This window comes from Kribbella sp. CA-294648 (assembly GCF_050943845.1).
Classification (GTDB): Bacteria; Actinomycetota; Actinomycetes; order Propionibacteriales; family Kribbellaceae; genus Kribbella.
This window is the reverse complement of sequence record NZ_CP191981.1, coordinates 6,289,409-6,310,906: the sequence shown is the minus strand read 5'-3', so window position 1 is coordinate 6,310,906 and position 21,498 is coordinate 6,289,409. Positions and strand designations below refer to the sequence as shown.

Annotated in this window: 20 protein-coding genes; 14 read left to right on the top strand and 6 right to left on the bottom strand. The window is 68.9% G+C overall.

Annotated features, from left to right (window positions below; all coding sequences use genetic code 11):
- Positions 1 to 49 precede the first annotated feature (49 nt).
- From ACQPYM_RS29770 to ACQPYM_RS29755, 4 genes are all read left to right on the top strand, one after another.
- Complete coding sequence (locus tag ACQPYM_RS29770; protein ID WP_433007069.1) at positions 50 to 685, top strand: winged helix-turn-helix domain-containing protein; 636 nt, start codon at positions 50 to 52, stop codon at positions 683 to 685.
- An 84-nt stretch (positions 686 to 769) separates the two neighbouring features.
- Entirely contained in the window at positions 770 to 1,732 is a 963-nt protein-coding gene (locus ACQPYM_RS29765) for a GNAT family N-acetyltransferase (RefSeq protein WP_433007066.1), read from the top strand.
- Positions 1,733 to 2,425: a PIG-L deacetylase family protein gene (locus ACQPYM_RS29760; RefSeq protein WP_433007063.1), complete on the top strand. Its 693-nt coding sequence runs from the start codon at positions 1,733 to 1,735 to the stop codon at positions 2,423 to 2,425. It abuts the gene before it with no gap.
- Between the two features lie 219 nt (positions 2,426 to 2,644).
- Positions 2,645 to 3,562 (top strand): GTP-binding protein LepA, encoded by a 918-nt coding sequence (locus ACQPYM_RS29755; RefSeq protein ID WP_433007060.1) that lies wholly within the window; start codon positions 2,645 to 2,647, stop codon positions 3,560 to 3,562.
- A 54-nt stretch (positions 3,563 to 3,616) separates the two neighbouring features.
- Here the strand turns inward: ACQPYM_RS29755 and ACQPYM_RS29750 are convergent, their stop codons facing one another.
- The 5 genes from ACQPYM_RS29750 to mce all read right to left on the bottom strand — a co-directional run bounded on the left by ACQPYM_RS29750 (position 3,617) and on the right by mce (position 9,853).
- Complete coding sequence (locus ACQPYM_RS29750; protein WP_433007057.1) at positions 3,617 to 4,981, bottom strand: AI-2E family transporter; 1,365 nt, start codon at positions 4,979 to 4,981, stop codon at positions 3,617 to 3,619.
- Positions 4,978 to 6,660, bottom strand: a complete 1,683-nt coding sequence (locus tag ACQPYM_RS29745) for a transposase (protein ID WP_433007054.1) — start codon at positions 6,658 to 6,660, stop codon at positions 4,978 to 4,980. Before ACQPYM_RS29745 ends, ACQPYM_RS29750 begins: the two co-directional genes overlap by 4 nt.
- Before the next feature lie 199 nt (positions 6,661 to 6,859).
- Positions 6,860 to 8,197: a crotonyl-CoA carboxylase/reductase gene (gene ccrA / locus ACQPYM_RS29740; protein ID WP_433007051.1), complete on the bottom strand. Its 1,338-nt coding sequence runs from the start codon at positions 8,195 to 8,197 to the stop codon at positions 6,860 to 6,862.
- 160 nt (positions 8,198 to 8,357) lie between these two features.
- On the bottom strand, positions 8,358 to 9,290 hold the full coding sequence (locus tag ACQPYM_RS29735; protein ID WP_433007048.1) for an anti-sigma factor RsbA family regulatory protein: 933 nt from the start codon (positions 9,288 to 9,290) through the stop codon (positions 8,358 to 8,360).
- Positions 9,291 to 9,418: 128 nt separating this feature from the next.
- Entirely contained in the window at positions 9,419 to 9,853 is a 435-nt protein-coding gene (gene mce, locus ACQPYM_RS29730; RefSeq protein ID WP_433007046.1) for a methylmalonyl-CoA epimerase, read from the bottom strand.
- Between the two features lie 93 nt (positions 9,854 to 9,946).
- On the opposite strand from mce, the gene ACQPYM_RS29725 reads away from it, so the two are divergent.
- From ACQPYM_RS29725 to ACQPYM_RS29705, 5 genes are all read left to right on the top strand, one after another.
- Positions 9,947 to 11,164: an acetyl-CoA C-acetyltransferase gene (locus ACQPYM_RS29725; protein WP_433007044.1), complete on the top strand. Its 1,218-nt coding sequence runs from the start codon at positions 9,947 to 9,949 to the stop codon at positions 11,162 to 11,164.
- A 42-nt stretch (positions 11,165 to 11,206) separates the two neighbouring features.
- Positions 11,207 to 12,163 (top strand): methylmalonyl Co-A mutase-associated GTPase MeaB, encoded by a 957-nt coding sequence (meaB, locus tag ACQPYM_RS29720; protein ID WP_433007041.1) that lies wholly within the window; start codon positions 11,207 to 11,209, stop codon positions 12,161 to 12,163.
- Between the two features lie 871 nt (positions 12,164 to 13,034).
- Positions 13,035 to 13,193: a hypothetical protein gene (locus ACQPYM_RS29715; protein ID WP_360286109.1), complete on the top strand. Its 159-nt coding sequence runs from the start codon at positions 13,035 to 13,037 to the stop codon at positions 13,191 to 13,193.
- A 98-nt stretch (positions 13,194 to 13,291) separates the two neighbouring features.
- Positions 13,292 to 14,017, top strand: a complete 726-nt coding sequence (locus ACQPYM_RS29710; RefSeq protein WP_433007037.1) for a PH domain-containing protein — start codon at positions 13,292 to 13,294, stop codon at positions 14,015 to 14,017.
- Positions 14,018 to 14,144: 127 nt separating this feature from the next.
- The gene (locus tag ACQPYM_RS29705) at positions 14,145 to 14,492 is read left to right on the top strand and encodes a VOC family protein (protein WP_433007034.1); all 348 of its coding nucleotides are present in this window, start codon (positions 14,145 to 14,147) and stop codon (positions 14,490 to 14,492) included.
- 109 nt (positions 14,493 to 14,601) lie between these two features.
- Here the strand turns inward: ACQPYM_RS29705 and ACQPYM_RS29700 are convergent, their stop codons facing one another.
- Positions 14,602 to 15,345: a maleylpyruvate isomerase family mycothiol-dependent enzyme gene (locus ACQPYM_RS29700; protein WP_433007031.1), complete on the bottom strand. Its 744-nt coding sequence runs from the start codon at positions 15,343 to 15,345 to the stop codon at positions 14,602 to 14,604.
- Positions 15,346 to 15,414: 69 nt separating this feature from the next.
- On the opposite strand from ACQPYM_RS29700, the gene ACQPYM_RS29695 reads away from it, so the two are divergent.
- The 5 genes from ACQPYM_RS29695 (at position 15,415) to ACQPYM_RS29675 (ending at position 21,488) form a co-directional block, all read left to right on the top strand.
- On the top strand, positions 15,415 to 15,918 hold the full coding sequence (locus ACQPYM_RS29695) for a MarR family winged helix-turn-helix transcriptional regulator (RefSeq protein WP_433007028.1): 504 nt from the start codon (positions 15,415 to 15,417) through the stop codon (positions 15,916 to 15,918).
- A gap of 91 nt (positions 15,919 to 16,009) precedes the next feature.
- Positions 16,010 to 17,683: an acyl-CoA mutase large subunit family protein gene (locus ACQPYM_RS29690; protein ID WP_433007025.1), complete on the top strand. Its 1,674-nt coding sequence runs from the start codon at positions 16,010 to 16,012 to the stop codon at positions 17,681 to 17,683.
- The gene (locus ACQPYM_RS29685) at positions 17,604 to 19,496 is read left to right on the top strand and encodes an NAD-binding protein (protein WP_433007022.1); all 1,893 of its coding nucleotides are present in this window, start codon (positions 17,604 to 17,606) and stop codon (positions 19,494 to 19,496) included. The genes ACQPYM_RS29690 and ACQPYM_RS29685 overlap by 80 nt, the downstream gene beginning before the upstream one ends.
- A 34-nt stretch (positions 19,497 to 19,530) precedes the next feature.
- A complete protein-coding gene (locus ACQPYM_RS29680; protein WP_433007019.1) occupies positions 19,531 to 20,493 on the top strand; it encodes a co-chaperone YbbN in 963 nt (320 codons plus the stop codon).
- A 104-nt stretch (positions 20,494 to 20,597) separates the two neighbouring features.
- Positions 20,598 to 21,488 (top strand): MurR/RpiR family transcriptional regulator, encoded by an 891-nt coding sequence (locus tag ACQPYM_RS29675; RefSeq protein WP_433007016.1) that lies wholly within the window; start codon positions 20,598 to 20,600, stop codon positions 21,486 to 21,488.
- The last annotated feature ends 10 nt before the right edge of the window (positions 21,489 to 21,498 follow it).

The window sequence follows — 21,498 nt, the reverse complement described above, 5'->3', positions numbered from 1 at the left end:
GCCGAGAGCAAGGAAAGAGACTCGTCGACCTGGCGCTGGGGGGACCGAGGTGCGCCGAACTCAGGGTGAGCAGTCGTGGCGGGACCACAACCGGATCCGGATCATCGTCCTGCACGAGAAACCGGAGGCTGCGCTCGGCCTGGTCGAGACGCTGGGCTTCGTCGATCTGCTGCCACTTCTGGCAGTGACACCGGAGCATGCCGAGCGGCTGGCCGACTGTGATGTCGAGGGCATCCTGCGGCTGCAGTCAGGTAGTGCCGAGCTCAGCCTGGAGGACACCGGGCGCCCGCTGCTGCGGCGCTGGTCACTGAACGGCCAGTCGGACATCCAGATAGCGCTGACCGTGCGTGACCTGATGCTCAAGGCCGGGCGGAGCCGATCGATGGTCTGGGGACCGCTGGAGATCCATCCCAGGCTCTTCCGCGCATTCTGGTTGGGTCAGCCGGTGCAGTTGTCGCCGCTCCAGTTGCGGCTGATGACCCTGCTGGTCGCGGCCGAGGGGGAGGTGGTCACCCGGCAGCAGATCGCGGCCCGGGTGTTCGGCGACAGCTTCGATCGATCGGGAGACCGGCTGGACGCCCACGTCCGCAGACTGCGCCAACTGCTCGAGGAAGACCCCGCCCATCCGCGCTACCTGCTCACGGTCCGTGGCGAAGGCCTCCGCCTCGGCGACCTGAGCGAGTGACCGGACCGCCGAACCATCGATGCCGGTAATGGATTGACCGTCACGCAATTGCATCGGTAAGTTTCCTACCGACAGGAGGCGCCGATGATCCGCAGCTTCGCCGTCGGCGACGGCCCACGGCTGGCCGAGGTATGGACTGCCGCGGCGCCGGCCGACCCGATCGGTTACCACCGCTTCCGGGACCTGGTGCTGCTCGACCGCAACTTCGATCCGGCCGGTCTTCAGATCGCCGAGCAGGACGGTCAGCTTGCCGGTGCGGCATACGCGGTACGCCGTCGGGTCGCGGTGACCGGTGGTGATCTCGAGCCCGGTACCGGCTGGATCCCCTTCTTCTTCGTGCATCCCGATCATCAAGGTCGCGGGCTCGGTCGTGAATTGGTGTCGGGGGCAATGAACTGGCTCGCGGCCCAGGGGTGTGCCGAGGTGTTCTTCTCGTCGTACACGCCCAACTACTTCCTGCCCGGGCTTGATGCCCAGCGGTATCCGGCGGCTCGTGCGCTGATGGAGGGGCTTGGCTTTCAGACGCAGTACGAGGCGGTCGCGATGGATCGCAGTCTGGTCGGCTACGAGATTCCAGCGGACGTCCGCGCGCGGATCAGCGCGCTGGAGTCGGACGGCTTCCGGTTCGGTACTCCGACCGGCGACGAACTCACCGAGGTCATCACGGTCGCGGCCTCCTTCAACCCCGATTGGGCCCGGGCGATCCGCGAGGCGGTGCTGGGTGGGTTGCCGCTGGATCGGATCGTCGTCGCCTTCGCGCCCGACGCCAGCGTGCTCGGCTGGGCGATGCATGGCACGTACGAAGGTGTGCTGAAGCGCTTCGGCCCGTTCGGCGTACTGCCGGCCAGCCGTGGCACTGGCCTCGGCAAGGTGCTGCTCCACCTGACCCTGCAACGGATGACCGGTCTCGGCGCGCACAGCGCCTGGTTCCTGTGGACGGGTGAGCAGTCCGCGGCCGGACAGCTCTACCTCACGACCGGATTCACGATCACCCGCAAGTTCGCCATCCTCCGGGCCTCGCTGGACCCGGCGCAAGGAGCCGTGTAAATGAACAGATCGATAGTCGCCTTTGGCGCGCACATCGGCGACATGGACCTGACCGCGGGCCCGACGCTGGCCAAGTTCGTGCTGGAGGGTGCGAACGTGACCATCGTCGCGCTCACCGCCGGCGAACGCGGTCACCCCCGGCTGTCGCCGGCGGAGTACAAGGTGCAGAAGCTGGCCGAGGGGGAGGCGTTCGCGACGGCGATCGGGGCCGACTTCCTCGCCCTCGAGCACAGCGACGGCTTCCTGCCGGACACCGACGAGGTGGCGCTGGAGCTGGCGTCGATCATCCGGGACAAGCAGCCGGACACGGTCATCACGCACTGGAAGCACAGCATCCACCGCGACCACGAGTACGCCGCGAAGCTGGTCGAGCGGGCTCGCTTCCTGGCCGCGTTGCCGATGGAACACGAGTTGCCCAGGCATTCGGTCCGGACGTTCCTGCACGCGGAGAACTGGGAGGACATGGAGGGCTTCGAACCGTCCAGCTACGTGCCGATCCCGGACGACGCGTTCTACCGCTGGGTGAGTGCGATCCGGCATCAGGCCTTCGCTCGCGGGGAGACCTACGGCTTCCGCTACATCGACTACTACACCGCCCTGATGACAATGCGCGGCTGCCTGGCCGGCTACCCCCGCGCCTGCGCCTTCGCCGACCGCCGCGGACCCGAGGTGACGAAGCTCGCCGGCCCCTAAGGGCAAGGGGGCTAGCTCTACACTCGGGGTGCCGGGAATCACCATCGAGGGTAGAGAAAAGTTGCTTCGGTCCGGCACTTCGGCCAAGTAAGGTGAGACTTACTCATGGTCAGACGGACCGACCATGGTTTGGCAGCCCGGGGCGGGGGATAGCGTCATCATGCGAGAGCGCGGTAACAGGAGCAGGGGCCTGATCGCAGCGAGCCGGTCGGCCCGGTCATGACAACGGCCGGTACTCCGCCCTGGCGGCGACTCAAGCGTGGCATTCGCCGGCCGTTCTCGGTCGAACGGCGACTGGTCGAGCACGTCGACCGGCTGGCCGAGGAACATCCGCCGATCCCGCTGGGCAGTGCCGACTACTCGATGGCGCGGCCGCAGGTGCTCGCCAAGCAGCTCGGCCCGGTGGTGACCTACATGTCCAGGGTCGAGCTGGAGGTCGAGCGCAACGTCCTCGAGCTCAACATGCTGCTCCCGGACCCGCCCCCGATCGACCGGCACTTCTACGCCGACGTCTGGCTGCCGCAGGAGACGCACCACGGGCTGCTGCTCGATCGGTTGCAGTCGCTGGCCGGCCTGCCACCGGCGACGCCGGACCTCACCCATGTCTCCTTCAGCTTCCGGGTGCTCGGTGCGCTCGGCCGCCTGAACGCGGTCCAGGACGTGAGCCGGATGATGTACTACCTCACCGGCGTGGCCACCGAGCAGTCGGCCATCCTCGCCTACAACCGGCTGCACCAGGGCTTGCTGGATCTAGGGGAGCGGGCGATCGCGTCGAGCATCATCGCGCCGATCCGCCGGCAGGAGCCGGGTCACTTCGCCTACTACAAGATCGCCGCGCAGGGTTTGTGGACCGAGCTGGCGCAGTGGCAGAAGTGGCTGGTCAGGACGCTGCGACGGCACACGTTCGAGCCGGTCGGCGCCTACACCAAGAAGCAGTGGGCCGAGTTCGGCGATGTGATGCACCACCTGGGCATCACGACGAACGGCGAGGCCGGCATCACCCGGTACGCCCAGCAGATCGGCCGGGTCGAGCTCGAACTGCTCTATGCCCAACGGCAGGGCCTGCGCGTTCCGACGTACGTGCTGGACTCTTTGAGGTCAGCCGCTCGTCTCGCTGCTGCGGACCGGCGGCCCTGAAAAACACAGTGACGCCCGAAGGATCTTCGGGCGTCACGCTGGTGTGCTCCGGTACTACGAGGCGTCGGCCTTGCGGACCCAGACCTCGCGGATGATCAGCAGGATCGCCGCCGCGGTCGGGATGGCCAGCAGCGCGCCGACGACACCGAGCAGCGCGCCACCGAGCAGTGCCGCGATCACCGTGACCGCGCCGGGGATGTCGACCGCGCGGCGCATGATCCGCGGCGCGACGACGTAGTTCTCGACCTGCTGGTAGATGATGCCGTAGATCAGGCAGGCGACCCCGGTCCAGAGCCCGTCGGTGAAGCCGATCAGCGCGACCAGGACGACGCCGATCAGGCCACCGACCATCGGGATGAACGCGGTGAACATGACCACGATCGCCAGCGCCACGGCGTACTCACCGAGGCCGACGATCTGCAGGAAGATGAACATGAAGATGCCGGCACACGCCGCCACCAGGAACTGGCCGCTGACGTAACCACCGACCCGGTTGAGCACCTCGTCGCCGAGGATCGACACCCGGTTGCGGCGACTGGCCGGCACCAGGCTGTACGCCGCCCGCTTCACCGTCGGCAGTGAGGCGAGGAAGTACAGGGTCAGGATCAGGATGGTGAACGCCGAGAACAGCGCGTTCGCGACCACCTTGCCGACGCCGAGGATGCCGCCGAACGCCTTCTGCGCAAGGGCCGGGTCCTGGACGTAGTCCTGCGCCTTCTTGATGAAGTCGTAGCGCTCGTCGAGTTCGTCCAGCGTCCTGGACTTGCTCAGCAGGTCGAGCCACTGCGGCGCGTTCTTGATCAGCCCGTCGATCTGCTCGGTGACCACCGGGACGATCGCCAGACCGACACCGGTGACCGCGAGGATCATCAGCAGGAACACCACACCGACCGCGAGCCCACGCTTGAGCCCGCGGCGCATGAACCACTCGACCAGCGGGTTCAGGCCGACCGCGATGAACATCGACACGATCAGCAGGATCAGCACCGACTTGGCCTGGCCGAGCGCGTTCCACAGTCCCCAGGCAACCAGGACGCCGAGGGCCGCGAAGAAGCCGAACACGAACGGGTTCGACCGGCGCAACGGCGGACCGGGCGCGCCCATCCCTTCGGACGGATGGCGATCGTCGATCAGCATCTCGCCGGGACCCTGATCGTCGTCCTGGCTCGCAGCCCTGGCCTGCGCGGCGGCCAGTTCGGAGTTCTTGGCCGCCACCGTCGCCAGCTCGGCCGCGTCTCCGGACTGGTCGGCGGCTTCCTCCGACTGATCCGCCGAGGCCTCCGACTGCTCCGCGGACTTCTCCGCGTCGTCGGCGGCCGCTTCGGCCTCGGCCGCGGCGGCCTTCGCCTCGCGAGCCGCTTCCTCGATCTGCGCTACCTGCGTCTTCGCCGTCTCATCGTTGTCGCCACCAGGCGTCACTTCTGGTCCTTCGAGCCCTTGCCGTCGCCGGCTGCCTTCTTCTCGTCAGCCTTCTCATCAGCCTTGACGCCGGCCTTGGCCACCTCGGCCTTGCTGCCCGCGGCGACGTCTGCCTTGTCCGCGTCTGCCGTGCCGGCGTCGGCCTTGGGGGCGGCCAGGTCGGAGAGCCGGAACTCGTCGATCCGGGTCTCGTCCCGCGGCGGCTCGTCGGTCTTCGGCTTGTCGGCGTCCACCCGCAGGTTGGTGTCGATCCGCGTCTCGTCCGCGCGCGCCGCACCGGCCGTGCTGCCGACGAACGGGCTGCTCCCGGCGAACGGGTTCTCCCCGCGCGCCAGCTCGGCCTCCTCCGGCTCCACCCCGCCGGTGGCGGAGTAGGTCGCGGGTGCGTCGGAGGTGGAGTAGGTCGCAGTGGGCGCGTCCGGGCCGGTGGAGTAGCTCGCAGTGGGCGCGTCCGGGCCGGTGGAGTAGCTCGCGGTCGGCGCGTCGGGGCCAGTGGAGTACTTGGCCGTCGGGTCGTCGTACGAGGGAGCGGCGAACGGGCTGCTCGTGGCCGGCTTGCTTGCTTCGGGCGCGGCGGTGGAGCGGGCGGTCGACGGTGCCGCGAACGGGTTGCCGTACGGCGTGGCCGTCTCGGAGTCGAGCTCGGCGGCCTGGCGTGCGATGTTGCTGGCGATGTCGTTCAGACCGGCGATCTGGGCCAGGATGCCGTCGCGGCGCTTGGCCAGCCGCTCGGTCTCCCGGGCGATGATCGTGCGCGACCGCTCCGCCTCGTCGGCGGCGTTGGCCAGCTCGGCCTCGGACCGGGTCCGCGCGGTGGTGAGCAGCTGCTCGGCCTCGCGGCGGGCGCGGGTCAGCGTGCGCTCGGCGGACTCCTCCGCCTCGGCCCGGATCTTGCGGGCCTGCTCGGTGGCCTCGGCGACGCGGCGCTCCGAAGCCTCGGCGGCCTCGCGCATCTGGGTGGTCAGGTTCTCCGTGTCGGCGGCGATCTTGGAGTGCTTGTCGGCGAGCTCCTTGGCCTGCTGCTCGCGTTCGTCGGCCAGCCGCGCGCGCAGGGCGGCGGACTCGCGCTGGATCGCGGTGCGGATCTTCTCCGCCTCGTGCAGCGCGCCGTTCTTCATCGTGCTGGCCTCGGACTCCGCGGTCAGCTGCAGGGTCTCCGCCTTGCGCCGGGCAGCCGCGAGCACCTCGGCGGCCTCGGTGTCGGCGGTCCGGCGGATCTCGGCCGCGTCGCCTTCGGCGGTCCGGCGCATGCTGTCGGACTCGTTCAGCGCGACGGTGCGGATGTCCTCGGCCTCGCGCTCGCCGGCAGCCCGCATCGCGGCAGCTTCCTTTGCGGCGGCGGTGCGGAGCTCGTCGGCCTCACGACGAGCCTCCTCGAGAGCCTCGGACGCCTGGTCCTGGGCCAGCCGCAGGATCTGCGCGGCCCGGTCACCGAGCCCGGCGTACGACGGGTTGGCGCTGGCCTCGAGCTGCCGCTTGGCCTCTTCGAGCTGACGCTGCAGCGGAGCGGAATTGGCCTGCGACTCCTCCAGCCGCGCGCGAGCGTCGGCGAGCTGCATCTCCAGCGCGCGGACGTAGTCGTCCACCGCCTGTTTGTCGTAGCCGCGACGTCCCACGGGGAAGCCACCCGCGGCGGTCGCAGTACGATCGAAAAACGGCAGGCTCGACTCGTCAGCCATCCCAAAGAGTCCCTTCTGGCGGCTCGGTTGAATCCCTCACCCTAAAGCCTGTCAGAGCCCCCCGACACCACACCAACCGGGGATGGCGGTCGGGGCCGGACCGCCCCCACTCACAAACTCGCGGGGCGGACCCGGCGGCACGCTCACGCCCACCCGAAGCTGCCGCGTTTCCGGTGGTTTGTGAGTGGCGGCGGTCCGCTCAGCGGTCGCGGAAGCGGTTGATCTGGGGGAGGTGCTTTTCGCGCAGCTCGGGGTTTTTGACGCCCAGGCCTTCGGTGGGGGCGAGGGTGAGGACGCCGACCTTGCCCTGGTGCAGGTTGCGGTGCACGTCGTACGCCGCCTGGCCGGTCTCCTCGAGCGGGTAGACCCGGCTCAGGGTCGGGTGGACCATGCCCTTGGCGATCAGCCGGTTCGCCTCCCACGCCTCGCGGTAGTTGGCGAAGTGCGAACCGATGATGCTCTTCAGGTTCATCCACAGGTAGCGGTTGTCGTACTCGTGCAGGAAGCCCGACGTCGACGCGCAGGTGACGATCTTGCCGCCCTTGCGGGCCACGTAGACCGACGCCCCGAACGTCTCCCGCCCCGGGTGCTCGAAGACGATGTCCGGGTCGTCGCCCCCGGTCAGCTCGCGGATCTTCGCGCCGAGCCGCTTCCATTCCTTCTGGTCCTGGGTGTGCTCGTCGGCCCAGAACTTGTAGCCCTCGGCGGACCGGTCGATGATCAGCTCCGCGCCCATCGCCCGGCAGATCTCCGCCTTCTCCGGCGACGAGACCACACACACCGGGACCGCTCCGCCGTTCAGCGCGAACTGGGTCGCGTACGAACCGAGCCCACCCGACGCGCCCCAGATCAGCACGACGTCGCCCTGCTTCATGTTCGCGCCGTTGGCCGACACGAGCTGCCGGTACGCCGTACTGTTCACCAGCCCCGGCGATGCGGCCTCTTCCCAGGTGAGGTGGGCCGGTTTCGGCATCAGTTGGTTCGACTTCACCAGCGCGAGCTCGGCCAGCCCGCCGAAGTTGGTCTCGAAACCCCAGATCCGCTGTTCGGAGTCGAGCATCGTGTCGTTGTGCCCGTCCGGCGACTCGAGTTCGACCGACAGGCAGTGCGCGACCACCTCGTCGCCCGGCTTCCACGCGTTCACGCCGGGACCGGTACGCAGTACGACGCCGGACAGGTCCGAACCGACCACGTGGTACGGCAGATCGTGGCGCGCGGTCAGCGGGGACAACTTCCCGTACCGCTTGAGGAAGCTGAACGTCGAGACCGGCTCGAAGATCGAGGTCCAGACGGTGTTGTAGTTGATCGCGCTCGCCATCACCGCGACCAGTGCCTCGCCCGGGCCGAGCTCGGGGGTCGGTACGTCGTCCAGGTGAAGGCTCTTGCGCGGGTCCTTCTCCTTGGCCGTCAGGCCCTCGAACATCCCGGTCTCGTCCGCGTGCACGGTGATACCGCGGTAGTGCTCCGGTACTTCGAGCCGGCCGAACTCCTCGGCAGGCGTGTCGCCGGCCAGAATCGCGTCGAGGATCTGCTTCACGTCGTACCTCCGAGTCGGATGGCGTGGGTGAAAGCGGACACTACCGACGAGTATGCCCTGGTTTGAAGGGTTCTGTGATGGACGTCGCAGCCGTTGAGACGACCGTCACTTGTGCAGTCCACTGTGTTTGGTGGTCTTATCCGGCCGAACGCCTTCGATGTCAATCGAGCCGGTGGTGCAACCTGACCTGCGTGCCCGCGTCGCCGGACCTGATCTGGACCAGGTCGCAGAGCTGGTTCGCCAGCCAGACGCCGCGCCCGCCGCGTCCGTCGGTCGGCGGCAGGACCCGGCCGATCAGCGGGTCGCCGATCCGGCCGTCGTCGGCGATGTCGAGGATGAGCGTGCGGTCCTGCGTCCACAACGACAACGCCCCATGACCGCCCCCGAACCGGATGCTGTTCGTGCAGATCTCGTGCATCGACAGGGCCAGATCGTCCACACCGTGCCGGGACAGACCGTGCGACCCGGCCCACTCCGCGGCCCACCGCCGTACTGCGGTCAGCTCGGCCGGCCCGAACTTCCGCTGCTCCGCCCCCTCCGGTACTGCGGGCAGCGGGTCGCCGAACATCCCCGCCACGGCCTGACCCCAGTCGCGGCCGTTGTCCCCGCTCGCCGGGTGGATCTCGGCCGGATCGAGCTCGGGACCGACCACGGACGCGGAGTACGGGCAGCGGAGCCGGAACGGGCCGGAATGCTCGAAAGCCACGTTGAGCAAGGCCTCGTGCAGCGCTGCCTCCGCGAACTCCGCTTCGGTCCTGCCCTGGTAGGCGGGTTCGCCGAGACCGCGGATCGAGCGGCCGGGGTGTTCGCGCAGGAGTGCGGCCCACAGCGGGATGATCCTGGCCGGGTTGCGACCGGCCACTGTCATGTCGATGAAGGTGATCTGCTCGGCCAGGTCGCCGAGTTCGCTGTGCAGCAAGGCGATCCGGGCCGGCGGGACCGCGACCAGGACGGCGTCGCCGGCGCGCAGGCCGTCGCGCAGGAAAGGAGCCGCCCGGCGCACGAACTCGTCCTCATCGGTGTAAATGAAGGCATCGTGCTGAAAACCGGCGGGACCGCCGTTCACCGCATCAGGGGCGCTGTCGATCAGCACGACCTCAGACTAGTCCCGAAACGGTCATCAGGCCTGGTCGGACGCGTGGTTCGTCGCCGAGCCGACAACCAGAGACGCTGAACGGTCAACTCGGTCACAGCGCGATCTCAGCTGGTCACTGGCGGCGGTCAGGACGCGGGTTCGACCAGTTCGATCAGTACTCCGCCGGACGAGCGCGGGTGCAGGAAGTTGACCCGTGAACCCGCGGTACCACGGCGCGGTTCGTCGTACAGGAGGACGGCGCCGCGCTCGCGCAGGGTGGCGCAGACGGCGTCGAGGTCGCGGACCCGGTAGGCGAGCTGCTGGATGCCGGGGCCGCGCCGGCTGAGGAAGCGGGCGATCGGCGAGTCGTCGGACAGTGGCGCGAGCAGCTGGATCGAGGAGCCGCTGTCGCCGACCGAGAGCATCGCCTCGCGGACCCCTTGCTCCTCGTTGACCTCCTCGTGCGCGACCGTCATGCCGAACGTCTCGGCGTAGAACCGGACCGCCTCGTCGAAGTCCGCGACGGCGATGCCGACATGGTCGATGGCCTCGAAGAGGGTCTGCGTTCCGGTGGCGTCCATGGGCCCAGATTGGCCTAGCCGGACGGTGTTTCCAATCGAGTGTGACCCGATCGACAACCCCGTACCAGTGCGCTCGCAGGTATCGTGAGGAGCATGTCTGACGCCACGCGTAGCCCGCGGAACACAACTGTCATAGTCGCCGGTGCGCGGACCCCGATCGGTCGGTTGCTGGGTGGCCTGAAGGGCTTCACCGGCGCCGAGCTCGGCGGCTTCGCGATCAAGGGCGCGCTGGCCAAGGCCGGCGTCGCTCCGGAGCAGGTCGAGTACGTGATCATGGGCCAGGTGCTGCAGGCCGGGGCCGGCCAGATCGCCGCCCGCCAGGCCGCCGTGAAGGGCGGCATCCCGATGTCGGTGCCCGCGATCACCATCAACAAGGTCTGCCTGTCCGGCCTGAACGCAATCGCGATGGCCGACCAGCTGATCCGCGCCGGCGAGTACGACATCGTCGTGGCCGGCGGGATGGAGTCGATGACGAACGCGCCGCACCTGCTGCCGAAGTCGCGCGAGGGCTTCAAGTACGGCGACGTGACGATGGTCGACTCGATGTCGTACGACGGACTGTGGGACGCCTTCACCGACCAGGGCATGGGCCCGCTCACCGACCAGGTGAACAACGAGGGTCTGAAGCTGAGCCGCGAGGAGCAGGACCAGTTCAGCGTCCGCTCGCACCAGTTGGCCGCCGAGGGCTGGAAGAACGGCGTCTTCGCCGACGAGGTCGTGCCGGTCGAGGTCCCGCAGCGCAAGGGTGACCCGCTGGTGATCGACGCCGACGAAGGCATCCGCGGCGACACGTCGCTGGAGTCGCTCGCGCGGCTGCGTCCGGCGTTCGGCAAGGAAGGCACCATCACCGCGGGCTCTGCCTCGCAGATCTCCGACGGTGGTTGCGCGGTCGTCGTGATGAGCAAGGCGAAGGCCGAGGAGCTCGGACTGACCTGGCTGGCCGAGATCGGCGCGCACGGCTCGGTCGCCGGCCCCGACTCGTCACTGCAGAGCCAGCCGGCCAACGCGATCGTGAAGGCCTGCTCGAAGGAAGGCATCGAGCCAGGTGCGCTGGACCTGATCGAGATCAACGAGGCCTTCGCGGCCGTCGGGATCGCCAGCGCCCGCGAGCTGGACGTCGACCTGGACAAGGTCAACGTCAACGGCGGCGCGATCGCCCTCGGCCACCCGATCGGCATGTCGGGCGCCCGGTTGGTGCTTCACTTGGCGCTGGAGCTCCAGCGCCGCGGCGGCGGTACCGGAGCCGCGGCCCTGTGTGGTGGCGGCGGCCAGGGTGACGCGCTGATCGTCCGCGTCCCGCAGAAGAGCTGACACCCTTTCCCTTCCACCCGTACCCGAGCTGACAGAGAGCCGATGCCACGACGGACTGCCCCGGTCGCCGAGCTGGTCGAGAGAGCCCGCGACGGCGACTCGCGGGCAGTCGCTCGGCTCATCTCCCTCGTCGAGGACGAGTCGCCGCTGCTGCGCGAAGTGATGGCCGCGCTCGCGCCCCATGCGGGTCGGGCGCACATCATCGGCATCACCGGATCGCCCGGCGTGGGGAAGTCGACTTCCACGTCGGCGCTCGTCTCGGCGTACCGGGCAACCGGGAAGCGGGTCGGCGTACTGGCGGTCGACCCTTCGTCGCCGTTCTCCGGTGGCGCGCTGCTGGGTGACCGGGTGCGGATGCAGGACCACGCGACCGATGCTGGGGTCTTCATTCGGTCGATGGCTTCGCGCGGTCATCTTGGGGGATTGGCTTGGACGACTCCGCAGGCGTTGCGGGTGCTCGACGCGGCTGGGTTCGACGTGGTGCTGGTGGAGACTGTGGGGGTTGGGCAGTCCGAGGTCGAGATCGCCGGGATGGCGGACACGACGATCATCCTGCTCGCGCCCGGGATGGGTGACGGCATCCAGGCTGCCAAGGCCGGCATCCTCGAGGTCGGCGACATCTACGTCGTGAACAAGGCCGACCGCGACGGCGTCCAGAACGTGACTCGCGACCTGCGCGCCATGCTCGCCCTGGCCGAACGGGCTCCGGATGCCTGGACCCCACCCATCCTCAAAACAGTTGCCTCCCGCAACGAAGGCGTCGACGAAGTAGTCGCTGCTATTGAGGATCGGCTGGCCTGGATGAGCGCGAACGGAGTCTTGACCGAACGCCGCCGCAGCCGCGCGCGAGACGAGATCGAAGCAATCGCGATGACGGCGCTGCGTTCCCGCTTCGCCCATCTACATGGCGACGCAAGACTCGACGTCCTGGCCGCAAAGGTAGCCGACGGCAACACCGACCCGTACTCCGCGGCCGACGAACTGATAGACGCGCTCTAGCCGTTCCCCACGCGGCCTCGCACACCCGCTCCTACGTCGCGTGCTGCTTCGAACCGCTCCGGCCCACCCGTGGATGAACGCTCCTACGTCGCGCGATGCGACTACGCCAGCGGCGGATCGTTGGGTGGGCCGAAGTGTTGAGTGGTTCCCGCGCTGTCTCGCTGGCGGCCTCGCGTGGGGCGGTGCGACCACACCCGTGGCCCGCGCGTTGGCGAGCCGCTCGGTGTCCGTCGAATTGGCCCTCCGTCACGGGACGACCCGGCGTTGTGTGCCGACCGACAGGAGATAGTGGCCAATTTCCGTCCATCGGTGCGCGCGCTGAGCGTGGACGGATGCCCACCTGTCGACTACCTCCTGTCGGTCGGCGCACCAAGCCCTCTAAACGGCAACTGCGAGTGCCGCCGCGCCCGCCATCCCGCGCCGCGCCCTGTCCGGCTGCCAGCGGGTCAGCGCCGAGACAGCCGCCGCTCCCCGCATCCACATGCACCTCGCCAACGAGTGCGGGCGCCAACCAGCCGTTGTCACCAAGTGGGCGACGGAGGAGCCCGCGCCCCAGGGTGGGTCGGAGCTCAGCGCCGTGTGAGCGACGAAGGAGCGAGCGTGGCGCCGGCGTGGGGACTGTCGGTTCACTGACACACTTGGCGACTCTCTGTCACATCCGGAAGCGGGCAAGTAAGTGCCGAACGGGCCGGTTCAACTACGCTCGTCTCAAGGCGGCGCGCCGGTGGCTGCCATGCCCCCTGATCCGTTACAGAATGGATCTTGAAGCTGGTGAGCATTGTGCGGTGGGCTGTGTTCAGTCAGTGACAGTTGGTGACTATCCGTGATACAACACAGTCGACCGAATTGGTTGCGAACGAGGAGTGGTGACATGCCGAAGAAGCTGCTGATCTGGCTGGTCATCGCCTTTGCGGCGTTCTATCTGTTCACACAGCCCAGAGGTGCCGCGGATGCCGTGGGAGGTGCGTTCGCGGCCGTTGGCGATGCGTTCTCGAGCGTGATCGTCTTCCTGTCCGCACTGTTCAACTGAGCCTTCAGTCAGGTGTCCCGTACCGAGCTTTCGTGCGGGACACTTGGCTGTAGTGAGGGCCGTGGGGCCGACAGCGGGGTGAACAGGGGAGTGAGCGGATGGCCGGAATAGGCCTCTTCAGGATCTTCGATCCCAAGGTCAGGCGCCATCTGATCTCGGACGAGGGCGAGGTCGTCATCGACGAGGTGCGGCACCACTGGGTGGTGTTCGTGGTGCCGATGCTCGAGGTCGTGCTGGCTGCCGCGTTGCTGGTGACGATGCTCTGGCTGTCGATCACCGGGGCCGGCGTCCTGCTGGTGATCGTGCTGGTCCTGCTCGGGCACGCGTTCTGGCAGTTCCTCACCGAGCATCGCGACCGGTTCGTGGTCACCAACATGCGGGTGATGCGGATCCGCGGTGTCTTCTCCCAGACCGTTGCGACCACCCCGATCGCGCGAATCCTCGACATCACGCTGCAGAAGCCGATCATCGGGCGGATGTTCGGCTACGGCCACTTCGTCTTCGAGTCCGCCGCGCAGGACCAGGGTTTCCGCGAGATCAAGTACGTCAGCCGGCCCGACGACCGGGACCTGACCATCCAGCGCGTCATCCAGCGCACCGGCCTGCGGGCCTCCGCCAGCGTCGATGTCGTCCAGGGCGACGACGACGATTCCGACGACGACGGTACCGGTCCCGTCGGCATGAACCCGGCGGTCGAGGTCACCAACTCGAGCACCCCGGCGTCGAGCCAGCACGCGACCAGTACGCGAGCCGTCGGCACCTCCAGCAAGTCGATCTTCAACTCCGAACGAGCCAACTGGACCGACGACCCGGACCAGGACTAGCCGGTACTACGGCCCGCCCCGCCCCAAAGCGGTCAGGAATCAAGAAGCGCCCCGGGGTACCGCGGAAATAGCGTGAACCGTACGAAGACAACAGGCCGTACGGCCGCTGACGCAGGAGTGAAGACCAATGAGTGAGACCCAGGGAATTCTGACCGTGCTGCACCCAGTCGCGGACGTGGAGAAGGCGAGCGCCGTGTACGCCGCTCTGCTCGGGGTGAAGCCGATGGCCGAGTCGGCGTACTACGTCGGGTTCGAGACGGCGGGGCAGCACATCGGGCTGGTGCCGAAGGGGCCGCAGAGCCCGGACTCGGTGACGGCGTACTGGCATGTCGCGGACATCGAGGCGAAGCTCGCCGAGGTGAAGGAAGCAGGCGCCACCGTGAAGGACGCGCCGCGCGACGTCGGCGAAGGCCGGCTGGTGGCCACCTTCACCGATGTCGACGGCAACGTCCTCGGCCTGGTCCAGGACAAGTAGCAAACCCCCGCCCACTGCCCGCAGCGGGACGGGCAAAGTAGGCGGGCAGAGCAGGCGGCCCGCCTCAGGGCGGGCAGAGCCCCGTTGCCGGTGGCCGAGCGGGGCGGATCTACAGACTCGCCTCGGCGAGGCGGGCGCGGAACTCCTGTACTGCGTCGTCGTCGCCCGCCGACTGCTCCAGGTTCAGGTCGTGGCGGCCCCACAGCCACAGGAAGAGGTCGTCGGGGTCGCCGAACACCTCGGCATCCACCTCACCATCGGTGCCGGCGGTAACGGTCGCACTGGTCGCGTCGAGGCGGACGGTCCAGGAGCGGCCTTCGGCGGTGATCCGGATGGTCGCGTCGACCGGGTGCTTGGTGTCGCCCTCCTCCCACGGACCGCCCAGCATCACCGTCAGGATCTCGTCGATTCCGTCCAGGGCCAGCTCGCGGTCCACCGGCGTGACCACGTCGTGCGCGAGCTCGGCGTCGACCCGATGGACGACGGTCTCCTGGGCCATCCGGCGGTACCAGAAGGCCGAGGTCTCGTCGGTGGGCGAGAACGTCCAGGTCGGCCGCTCGGTGCCGGCCTCCACCAGGGCTTCGGCGATCGCGACGCGGGTCTCGTCGTACAGCTCGAGTGTTTCGCGGTCGTCGAGGTTCGGGGGCCAGGTCTCTGGCCGGGCTCCCGTCCGGAGTACCTCGAGCTTGTGCAGATAGACCATCGCGACATGACGCAGTACGTCGTCGACGGTCCAGCCGGGGCAGCTCGGGACGGGCTCGGACAGGCCGAGGCGGCCGACCTCGGCGAGGCGGGCGGAGTCGGCCTGGAGGCAGGCGAGATAGAAGTCAGCTCGTTCGGGCGGCAGAGACATGCAGAGAGGATGCCACCAACCGCCGACAGTTTCCGAGGGCAGGCGGCCCCGAACCGTTAACGTTGCGGCATGGCGAGGAAGAAACCGTTGCCGTTCGACCCGATCGACGAGGCATCGCGGCAGTGGGGGCGCCGGTGGGGTGCCGTCGAGCAGATGCGCGCGGTCACGTCCCTGATGCGCGCCCAGCAGATCGTGATCGGCGAGCTCGACGAGATCCTCAAGAAGCACGGCCTGACCTTCGCCCGGTTCGAGGCGCTGGTCCTGCTGACGTTCTCCCGGCGCGGTTCGCTGCCGCTGGGCAAGATGGGCGAGCGGCTGCAGGTGCATCCGACCTCGGTCACCTCGATTGTCCGCCGGCTCGAGACGGCCGGCCTGGTCACCCGTACGCCGCACCCCGACGACGGCCGCGCCATCCTGTGCGAGATCACCGCCGAGGGTCGGGACCTGGTCGAGCGGGCCACCGCCGATCTCGTGGCCGCCGATTTCGCCCTGCGCGGCCTCACCGACGACCAGCTCGAGATGCTCTGGTCGGTCCTGCTCCCGCTCCGCCGCACCGCCGGCGACTTCACCTGACCACGAAATGACCGGACCCGGGCACGCGCGAAGTGGAATTTAGTAGGACGTCCAAGTACTTTGGGGGAGTGACCAACCCGAGGAGGACGTGATGGATGCCGAGCGGATCGCTGAAGGGCAGCGCCGGTGGCAGCAGCGGTACGATGCGTCGCGCCGCCGTGAGGCCGATTTCACCACCCTGTCGGGCACCGAGGTAGCGCCCGTCTACGGCCCGCCGGAAGGCTATGACGACCCCCGGATGGAGCGGATCGGCTGGCCGGGCGAGTTCCCGTTCACCCGCGGTCTGTACGCCACCGGGTATCGCGGCCGCACCTGGACGATCCGCCAGTTCGCCGGCTTCGGCAACGCCGAGAACACCAACGAGCGGTACAAGATGATCCTCAACTCCGGCGGTGGCGGCCTGTCGGTCGCCTTCGACATGCCGACGTTGATGGGCCGCGACTCCGACGACCCCAAGTCGCTCGGCGAGGTCGGTCACTGCGGGGTCGCGATCGACAGCGCGACCGACATGGACCGGCTGTTCAAGGACATCCCGCTGCAGGACGTCACCACCTCGATGACGATCTCCGGGCCCGCCGTACCGGCCTTCGTGATGTACCTGGTCGCGGCCGAGCGGCAGGGCGCCGACATCAGCAAGCTCAACGGCACCCTGCAGACCGACATCTTCAAGGAGTACATCGCGCAGAAGGAGTGGCTCTTCCCGCCGGAGCCGCACCTGCGCCTGATCGGCGACCTGATGGAGTACTGCGCGGCCAACATCCCGGCGTACAAGCCGTTGTCGGTCTCCGGCTACCACATCCGCGAGGCGGGTTCGACCGCCGCGCAGGAGCTGGCCTACACGCTGGCGGACGGTTTCGGGTACGTCGAACTGGGGCTCAGCCGGGGTCTCGACATCGACACCTTCGCTCCCGGCCTGTCGTTCTTCTTCGACAGCCACCTGGACTTCTTCGAGGAGATCGCCAAGTTCCGGGCCGGCCGGCGGATCTGGGCCCGCTGGCTGCGTGACGTCTACGGCGCGAAGACCGACAAGGCGCAGTGGCTGCGGTTCCACACCCAGACCGCGGGCGTCTCGCTGACCGCCCAGCAGCCCCATCTCAACGTGGTCCGTACCGCGGTCGAGGCGCTGGCCGCGATCCTCGGCGGCACCAACTCGCTGCACACCAACGCACTCGACGAGACGCTGGCGCTGCCGACCGAGGAGTCGGCCGAGATCGCGCTGCGGACCCAGTCGGTGCTGATGGAGGAGATCGGCGTCACCAACGTCGCCGACCCGCTCGGCGGTTCCTGGTACGTCGAGGCGCTCACCGACAAGCTCGAGGCCGAGGCGGAGGAGATCTTCGCCCGGATCAAGGAGATGAGCCCGGACGGCACGATGACCGGCGGCATCCTGCGCGGGATCGAGGACGGCTGGTTCATGGCCGAGATCGCCGACGCGGCCTTCGAGTACCAGCAGAAGCTGGAGAAGGGCGAGAAGAAGATCGTCGGTGTCAACACCCAGACCGACACCGTCGCGGGCCAGCTGAAGATCCTCCGGGTCAGCCACGAAGTCGAGATCGAGCAGTGCCGGGTGCTGGCGGCTCGCAAGACCGGGCGCGACGAGGACCTGGTGCGTCGTACGCTAGCGGCGCTGGTCGAGGCATCCAGAGGGACCGGCAACTTGATCGAGCCCATGCTGGAGGCGGCGCGTGCGGAGGCCACGATGGGGGAGATCTGTCACGTTCTTCGGGTCGAATGGGGCGAATACCGAGAACCCGCCCGCTTCTGAGGAGCCGGCGGACAGCAACGGCACGGCCGGTCCGGGCGGCGCGGATGGTGGCAAACCTCCGCGCCGCTGGGGCGGTGGTGGCAACGGCGGGGGCGGCAAGCCCCCGGAAGGTGGCGGGCCTACGCCGTCGGCGGACGGCCGCGGTGTGGTCGTCTGCGGCTCCGACCGGCCCATGCTCCGGGTGGTCACCGAGCTGGTGAGCTCGGGCGAACACGTCACCGCGATCGTCAACCCCGACTCCCGGCACTACGAACGCATCGGCGAGCTCGGCGCCCAGGTGATCGGCGTCCGGGTGCTCAGTGAGGCCGTACTGCGGCGCGCTGGAATCGATGCCGCCGGCGACTCGGCCGTGAGCGCGCGGGCCCTGGTCCTGCTCGACGCCGACGATGTCCGCAACGTGCACACCGCGCTGACCGCGCGGGACATGGATCCCGACCTGCGGATCATCATCCAGATGGTCAACCCGCGACTCGGCGGCCAGTTGCACGAACTGCTCGGCGACTGCGTGGTGATCTCGGGCCCGTCGCTGGCCGCACCGGCGTTCGTGGCCGACGCGCTGGAGGACGACGAGCTGACCTGGGTCGACCTCGGCGGCCGCCGGATGGTGGCCGGCCCGGCCGACCTGATCCGCGAACCGCACCTGACCGTGCTGGCCGACACCACCTCGTCGGCGACCCCCGAACTGCTGCCCGCGGAGAGCCACGACCCGACGGGCGACATCGTGCTCGGCACCGGAGTACGGCCGGTCTGGCGGACCAGAGACGTCCGCCGGGCGGGCTGGCTGATGGCCACCCGCGACGTCATCGACCGGCGGGTCCGGACCATCGTCGCGGTGATGGCCGGCCTGGTGATCGTCGGTACTGCGCTGACGCACTGGATCGCCAACATCGACTGGATCCGCGCGCTCTACCTGGCCGCGGGCGCGGTCACGTCGGCCGGGATCGAGGACGACACCTTCTCCAACGCCTCGCCCGGGGCCAAGATCGCGGCGGTCGTCGTCCAGCTGACCGGCATCGTGCTGATGGCTCTGCTCACCGCCGTGATCGTCGACTCGCTGATCGGCGCCCGGCTGTCCCGGGTAATCGGCGGAGTGCGCGGCCGGCCCCGCAACCACGTCATCGTCTGCGGTCTCGGCACGGTCGGTGCGCGGGTGCTCGAGATCCTCAGCGAACGCGGTATCGCCGTCGTCGGGGTCGAGCACGACGAGGACGCTCCCGGCGTACAGACCGCGCACCGGTTGCGGATCCCGGTGATCATCGGCGACAGCAGCAACGAGGAGACGCTGCGCTCCGCCGGAGTCGAGCGCTGTAAGTCGATGCTGGCGATCACCAACGGCGACATCACGAACCTCGAGACCGCGATGGTCGTGCACGAGCTGAATCCGGACGCCCGGATCACGATGCGGATGTTCGACCACGACCTGGCGCAACGGGTCGAGCGGCAGCTCGGCCTCGGGCACAGCCGGTCGGTGTCGATGCTGGTCGCCCCGGCCATCGCCGCCGCGGCCGCGAACCGGCGTACCCAGACGACCGTCCCGGCCGGTCGCCGCGTCCTGCTGCTGACCGAGGTCACCGTGGAGCCGAACTCGGTTGCCGTCGGCAAACGGCTCGGTGAGCTGGACGAGGCGAACGGCCTGCGGGTCCTGGCCAGGCTGGAAGGCGGCGGCTCCTGGGACTGGTCGCCGGGCTTCGAGAAGACCGTCGAGCCGGGCACCCGGATCGCGGTCGCCGGCACCCGCAGTGGGCTGGCCCGGCTGCTCCTGGCGACCCGCGCGCCACACCGCACGGGCGCGTCGGGGAGGATGGACCCATGAACGTACGCAGTAAGCACGGAATGCGAGGACAGTGGTGAGCCAGCCGAACTTCAGCCGTCCCGGAGCGATCGACCTGTCGTCCCTGCGCAAGCCGCCGGCGCCGCGGCCCGGCAGCGCACCTGCCGGTCCCGCCGGCGCCGGTGCTGCGCCGGGTGGCGCGGGTGCCGCGACGGGCGGCGCCTACGTGCTGAACGTGACCGAGCAGTCCTTCCAGGCGGACGTGATCGAGCGCTCCCTGCAGGTGCCGGTGGTGGTCGAGTTCTGGTCGCCGCGCTCGGAGGCGTCGCTGGCGCTCAGCCCGGTCCTGATCCAGCTCTCCACCGAGTACGCCGGCAAGTTCCTGCTGACCCGGATCGACATCGACGCGAACCCGCAGCTGGCTCAGGCGGTCGGCGTCCAGACGATCCCGCTGGTGATCGCGGTACTGCGTGGTCAGGTCGTCCCGCTCTTCCAGGGTGCCGTCTCCGATGCCGAGGCCCGCCAGTACGTCGACCAGTCGCTGACGGTCGCGGTGGCGAACGGCATCACCGGTCGCACCGACCCGGTCGGTCCGGTCGGCGATGCCCCGGTTGCTGCCGAGCCCGAGCCGGACCCGCGGTACGAGGCCGCCGAGAACGCGGTGGCCGCGGGCGACCTGGACGGAGCGATCACGGCGTACGAGACGCTGCTGCGGGAGACCCCGAACGACGCGGAGGCCAAGGCCGGGCTGTCCCGGGTGCAGCTGGTGAAGCGGACGCGCGACGTTCCGGCCGAGGTGCGCACGCGGGCCGCGGACAACCCCGAGGACATCGAGGCGCAGATGCTGGTCGCCGACGTGGACCTGATGGGCGGTCACGTCGACGACGCGTTCGCGCGACTGATCAAGACGATCCAGCTGACCGCCGGGGACGAGCGCGACAAGGTCCGGCTGCACCTGCTGGAGCTGTTCGAGGTCGTCGGCACCGACGACGAGCGGGTCGTCAAGGCCCGCCGCCGCCTGATGGCTGCCCTCTTCTAACAACTGTTTTTCCACCGCCGTCGCTGCCCAGCAGTGGCGGCGGTGTTTTCGGTCGTGCCGTGAACTATTGACACTTGCTGGCTTTGGTTCTGAGAATCATTCACGTGAGTGTTCTCGAGTCGCCGCCGCCGAGTCTTGAGGCGCGGATCCACGGGCTGCTGCCGGACCTGAGTCCGGCGCAGGTCCGGGTCGCGCACGAGGTGCTGCGCGATCCCGCCGCCGTGGCGTCGTCCACGATCGGTGAGCTGGCCGCCCGGTGCGGTACGTCGCTGCCGAGTGTCACGCGGTTCTGCCTGGCGCTCGGACTCAGCGGGTACGCCGAACTGCGGCTGGCCCTGGCGGCCGAGAGCGGCCGAACCAGTACGAGTTGGGAACGCGGAGCCGGCGCTGAGGTCGGCCCGGACGACAGCCTCAGCGAGGTACTGCGCACCTTGCTCCGAGCCGACGCGCGAGCCCTCGAGGACACCGTCGCGGAACTCGACGTCGCCGCCCTCGGCGAAGCGGTCCGCACGATCTCCGACGCCCGCCGGATCGACCTGTACGCCGTGAGCGGGTCCGCCTGTGTCGCGGAGGATCTCCGCCTGAGGCTGCACCGGATCGGGCGGGGCGCGAACTGCTGGAGCGATGTCCACAACGCGCTCACGAGCGCGGCTCTGCTCGGCGCCGGAGATGTTGCCGTCGGCATCTCGCACAGCGGCGAGACGATCGAAGTACTGGAACCTCTTCAGCGAGCCGGTCGGCAGGGCGCCCGAACCATTGCCATCACCAACTATCCGCGTTCGCCGCTGGCCCGCGCCGCCGACATCGTGCTGCTCACGGCCGCGCGCGACGTCACCTTCCGCACCGGCGGACTGTCCGGCCGGCACGCCCAGATGCTCGTCCTCGACGCCCTCTACATCGGCGTCGCCCAGCGCGACTACACCCTGTCGGAACAGGCCTTCGAAGCCACCGCCGAGGCCGTCTCCAGCCACCGCACCAGACGCACCCCTGGCTAGCCGATCCTCA

Excerpts from the sequence above, each read along its gene's own strand:
- ACQPYM_RS29700 (WP_433007031.1), bottom strand. The coding sequence starts at position 15,345 with ATGTCTCTGCCGCCCGAACGAGCTGACTTCTATCTCGCCTGCCTCCAG.
- ACQPYM_RS29765 (WP_433007066.1), top strand. The coding sequence starts at position 770 with ATGATCCGCAGCTTCGCCGTCGGCGACGGCCCACGGCTGGCCGAGGTA.
- ACQPYM_RS29710 (WP_433007037.1), top strand. The coding sequence starts at position 13,292 with ATGGCCGGAATAGGCCTCTTCAGGATCTTCGATCCCAAGGTCAGGCGC.
- mce (WP_433007046.1), bottom strand. The coding sequence starts at position 9,853 with ATGGACGCCACCGGAACGCAGACCCTCTTCGAGGCCATCGACCATGTC.
- ACQPYM_RS29705 (WP_433007034.1), top strand. The coding sequence starts at position 14,145 with ATGAGTGAGACCCAGGGAATTCTGACCGTGCTGCACCCAGTCGCGGAC.
- ACQPYM_RS29760 (WP_433007063.1), top strand. The coding sequence starts at position 1,733 with ATGAACAGATCGATAGTCGCCTTTGGCGCGCACATCGGCGACATGGAC.
- ACQPYM_RS29725 (WP_433007044.1), top strand. The coding sequence starts at position 9,947 with ATGTCTGACGCCACGCGTAGCCCGCGGAACACAACTGTCATAGTCGCC.
- ACQPYM_RS29695 (WP_433007028.1), top strand. The coding sequence starts at position 15,415 with ATGGCGAGGAAGAAACCGTTGCCGTTCGACCCGATCGACGAGGCATCG.
- meaB (WP_433007041.1), top strand. The coding sequence starts at position 11,207 with ATGCCACGACGGACTGCCCCGGTCGCCGAGCTGGTCGAGAGAGCCCGC.
- ACQPYM_RS29690 (WP_433007025.1), top strand. The coding sequence starts at position 16,010 with ATGGATGCCGAGCGGATCGCTGAAGGGCAGCGCCGGTGGCAGCAGCGG.
- ACQPYM_RS29755 (WP_433007060.1), top strand. The coding sequence starts at position 2,645 with ATGACAACGGCCGGTACTCCGCCCTGGCGGCGACTCAAGCGTGGCATT.
- ACQPYM_RS29745 (WP_433007054.1), bottom strand. The coding sequence starts at position 6,660 with ATGGCTGACGAGTCGAGCCTGCCGTTTTTCGATCGTACTGCGACCGCC.
- ACQPYM_RS29715 (WP_360286109.1), top strand. The coding sequence starts at position 13,035 with ATGCCGAAGAAGCTGCTGATCTGGCTGGTCATCGCCTTTGCGGCGTTC.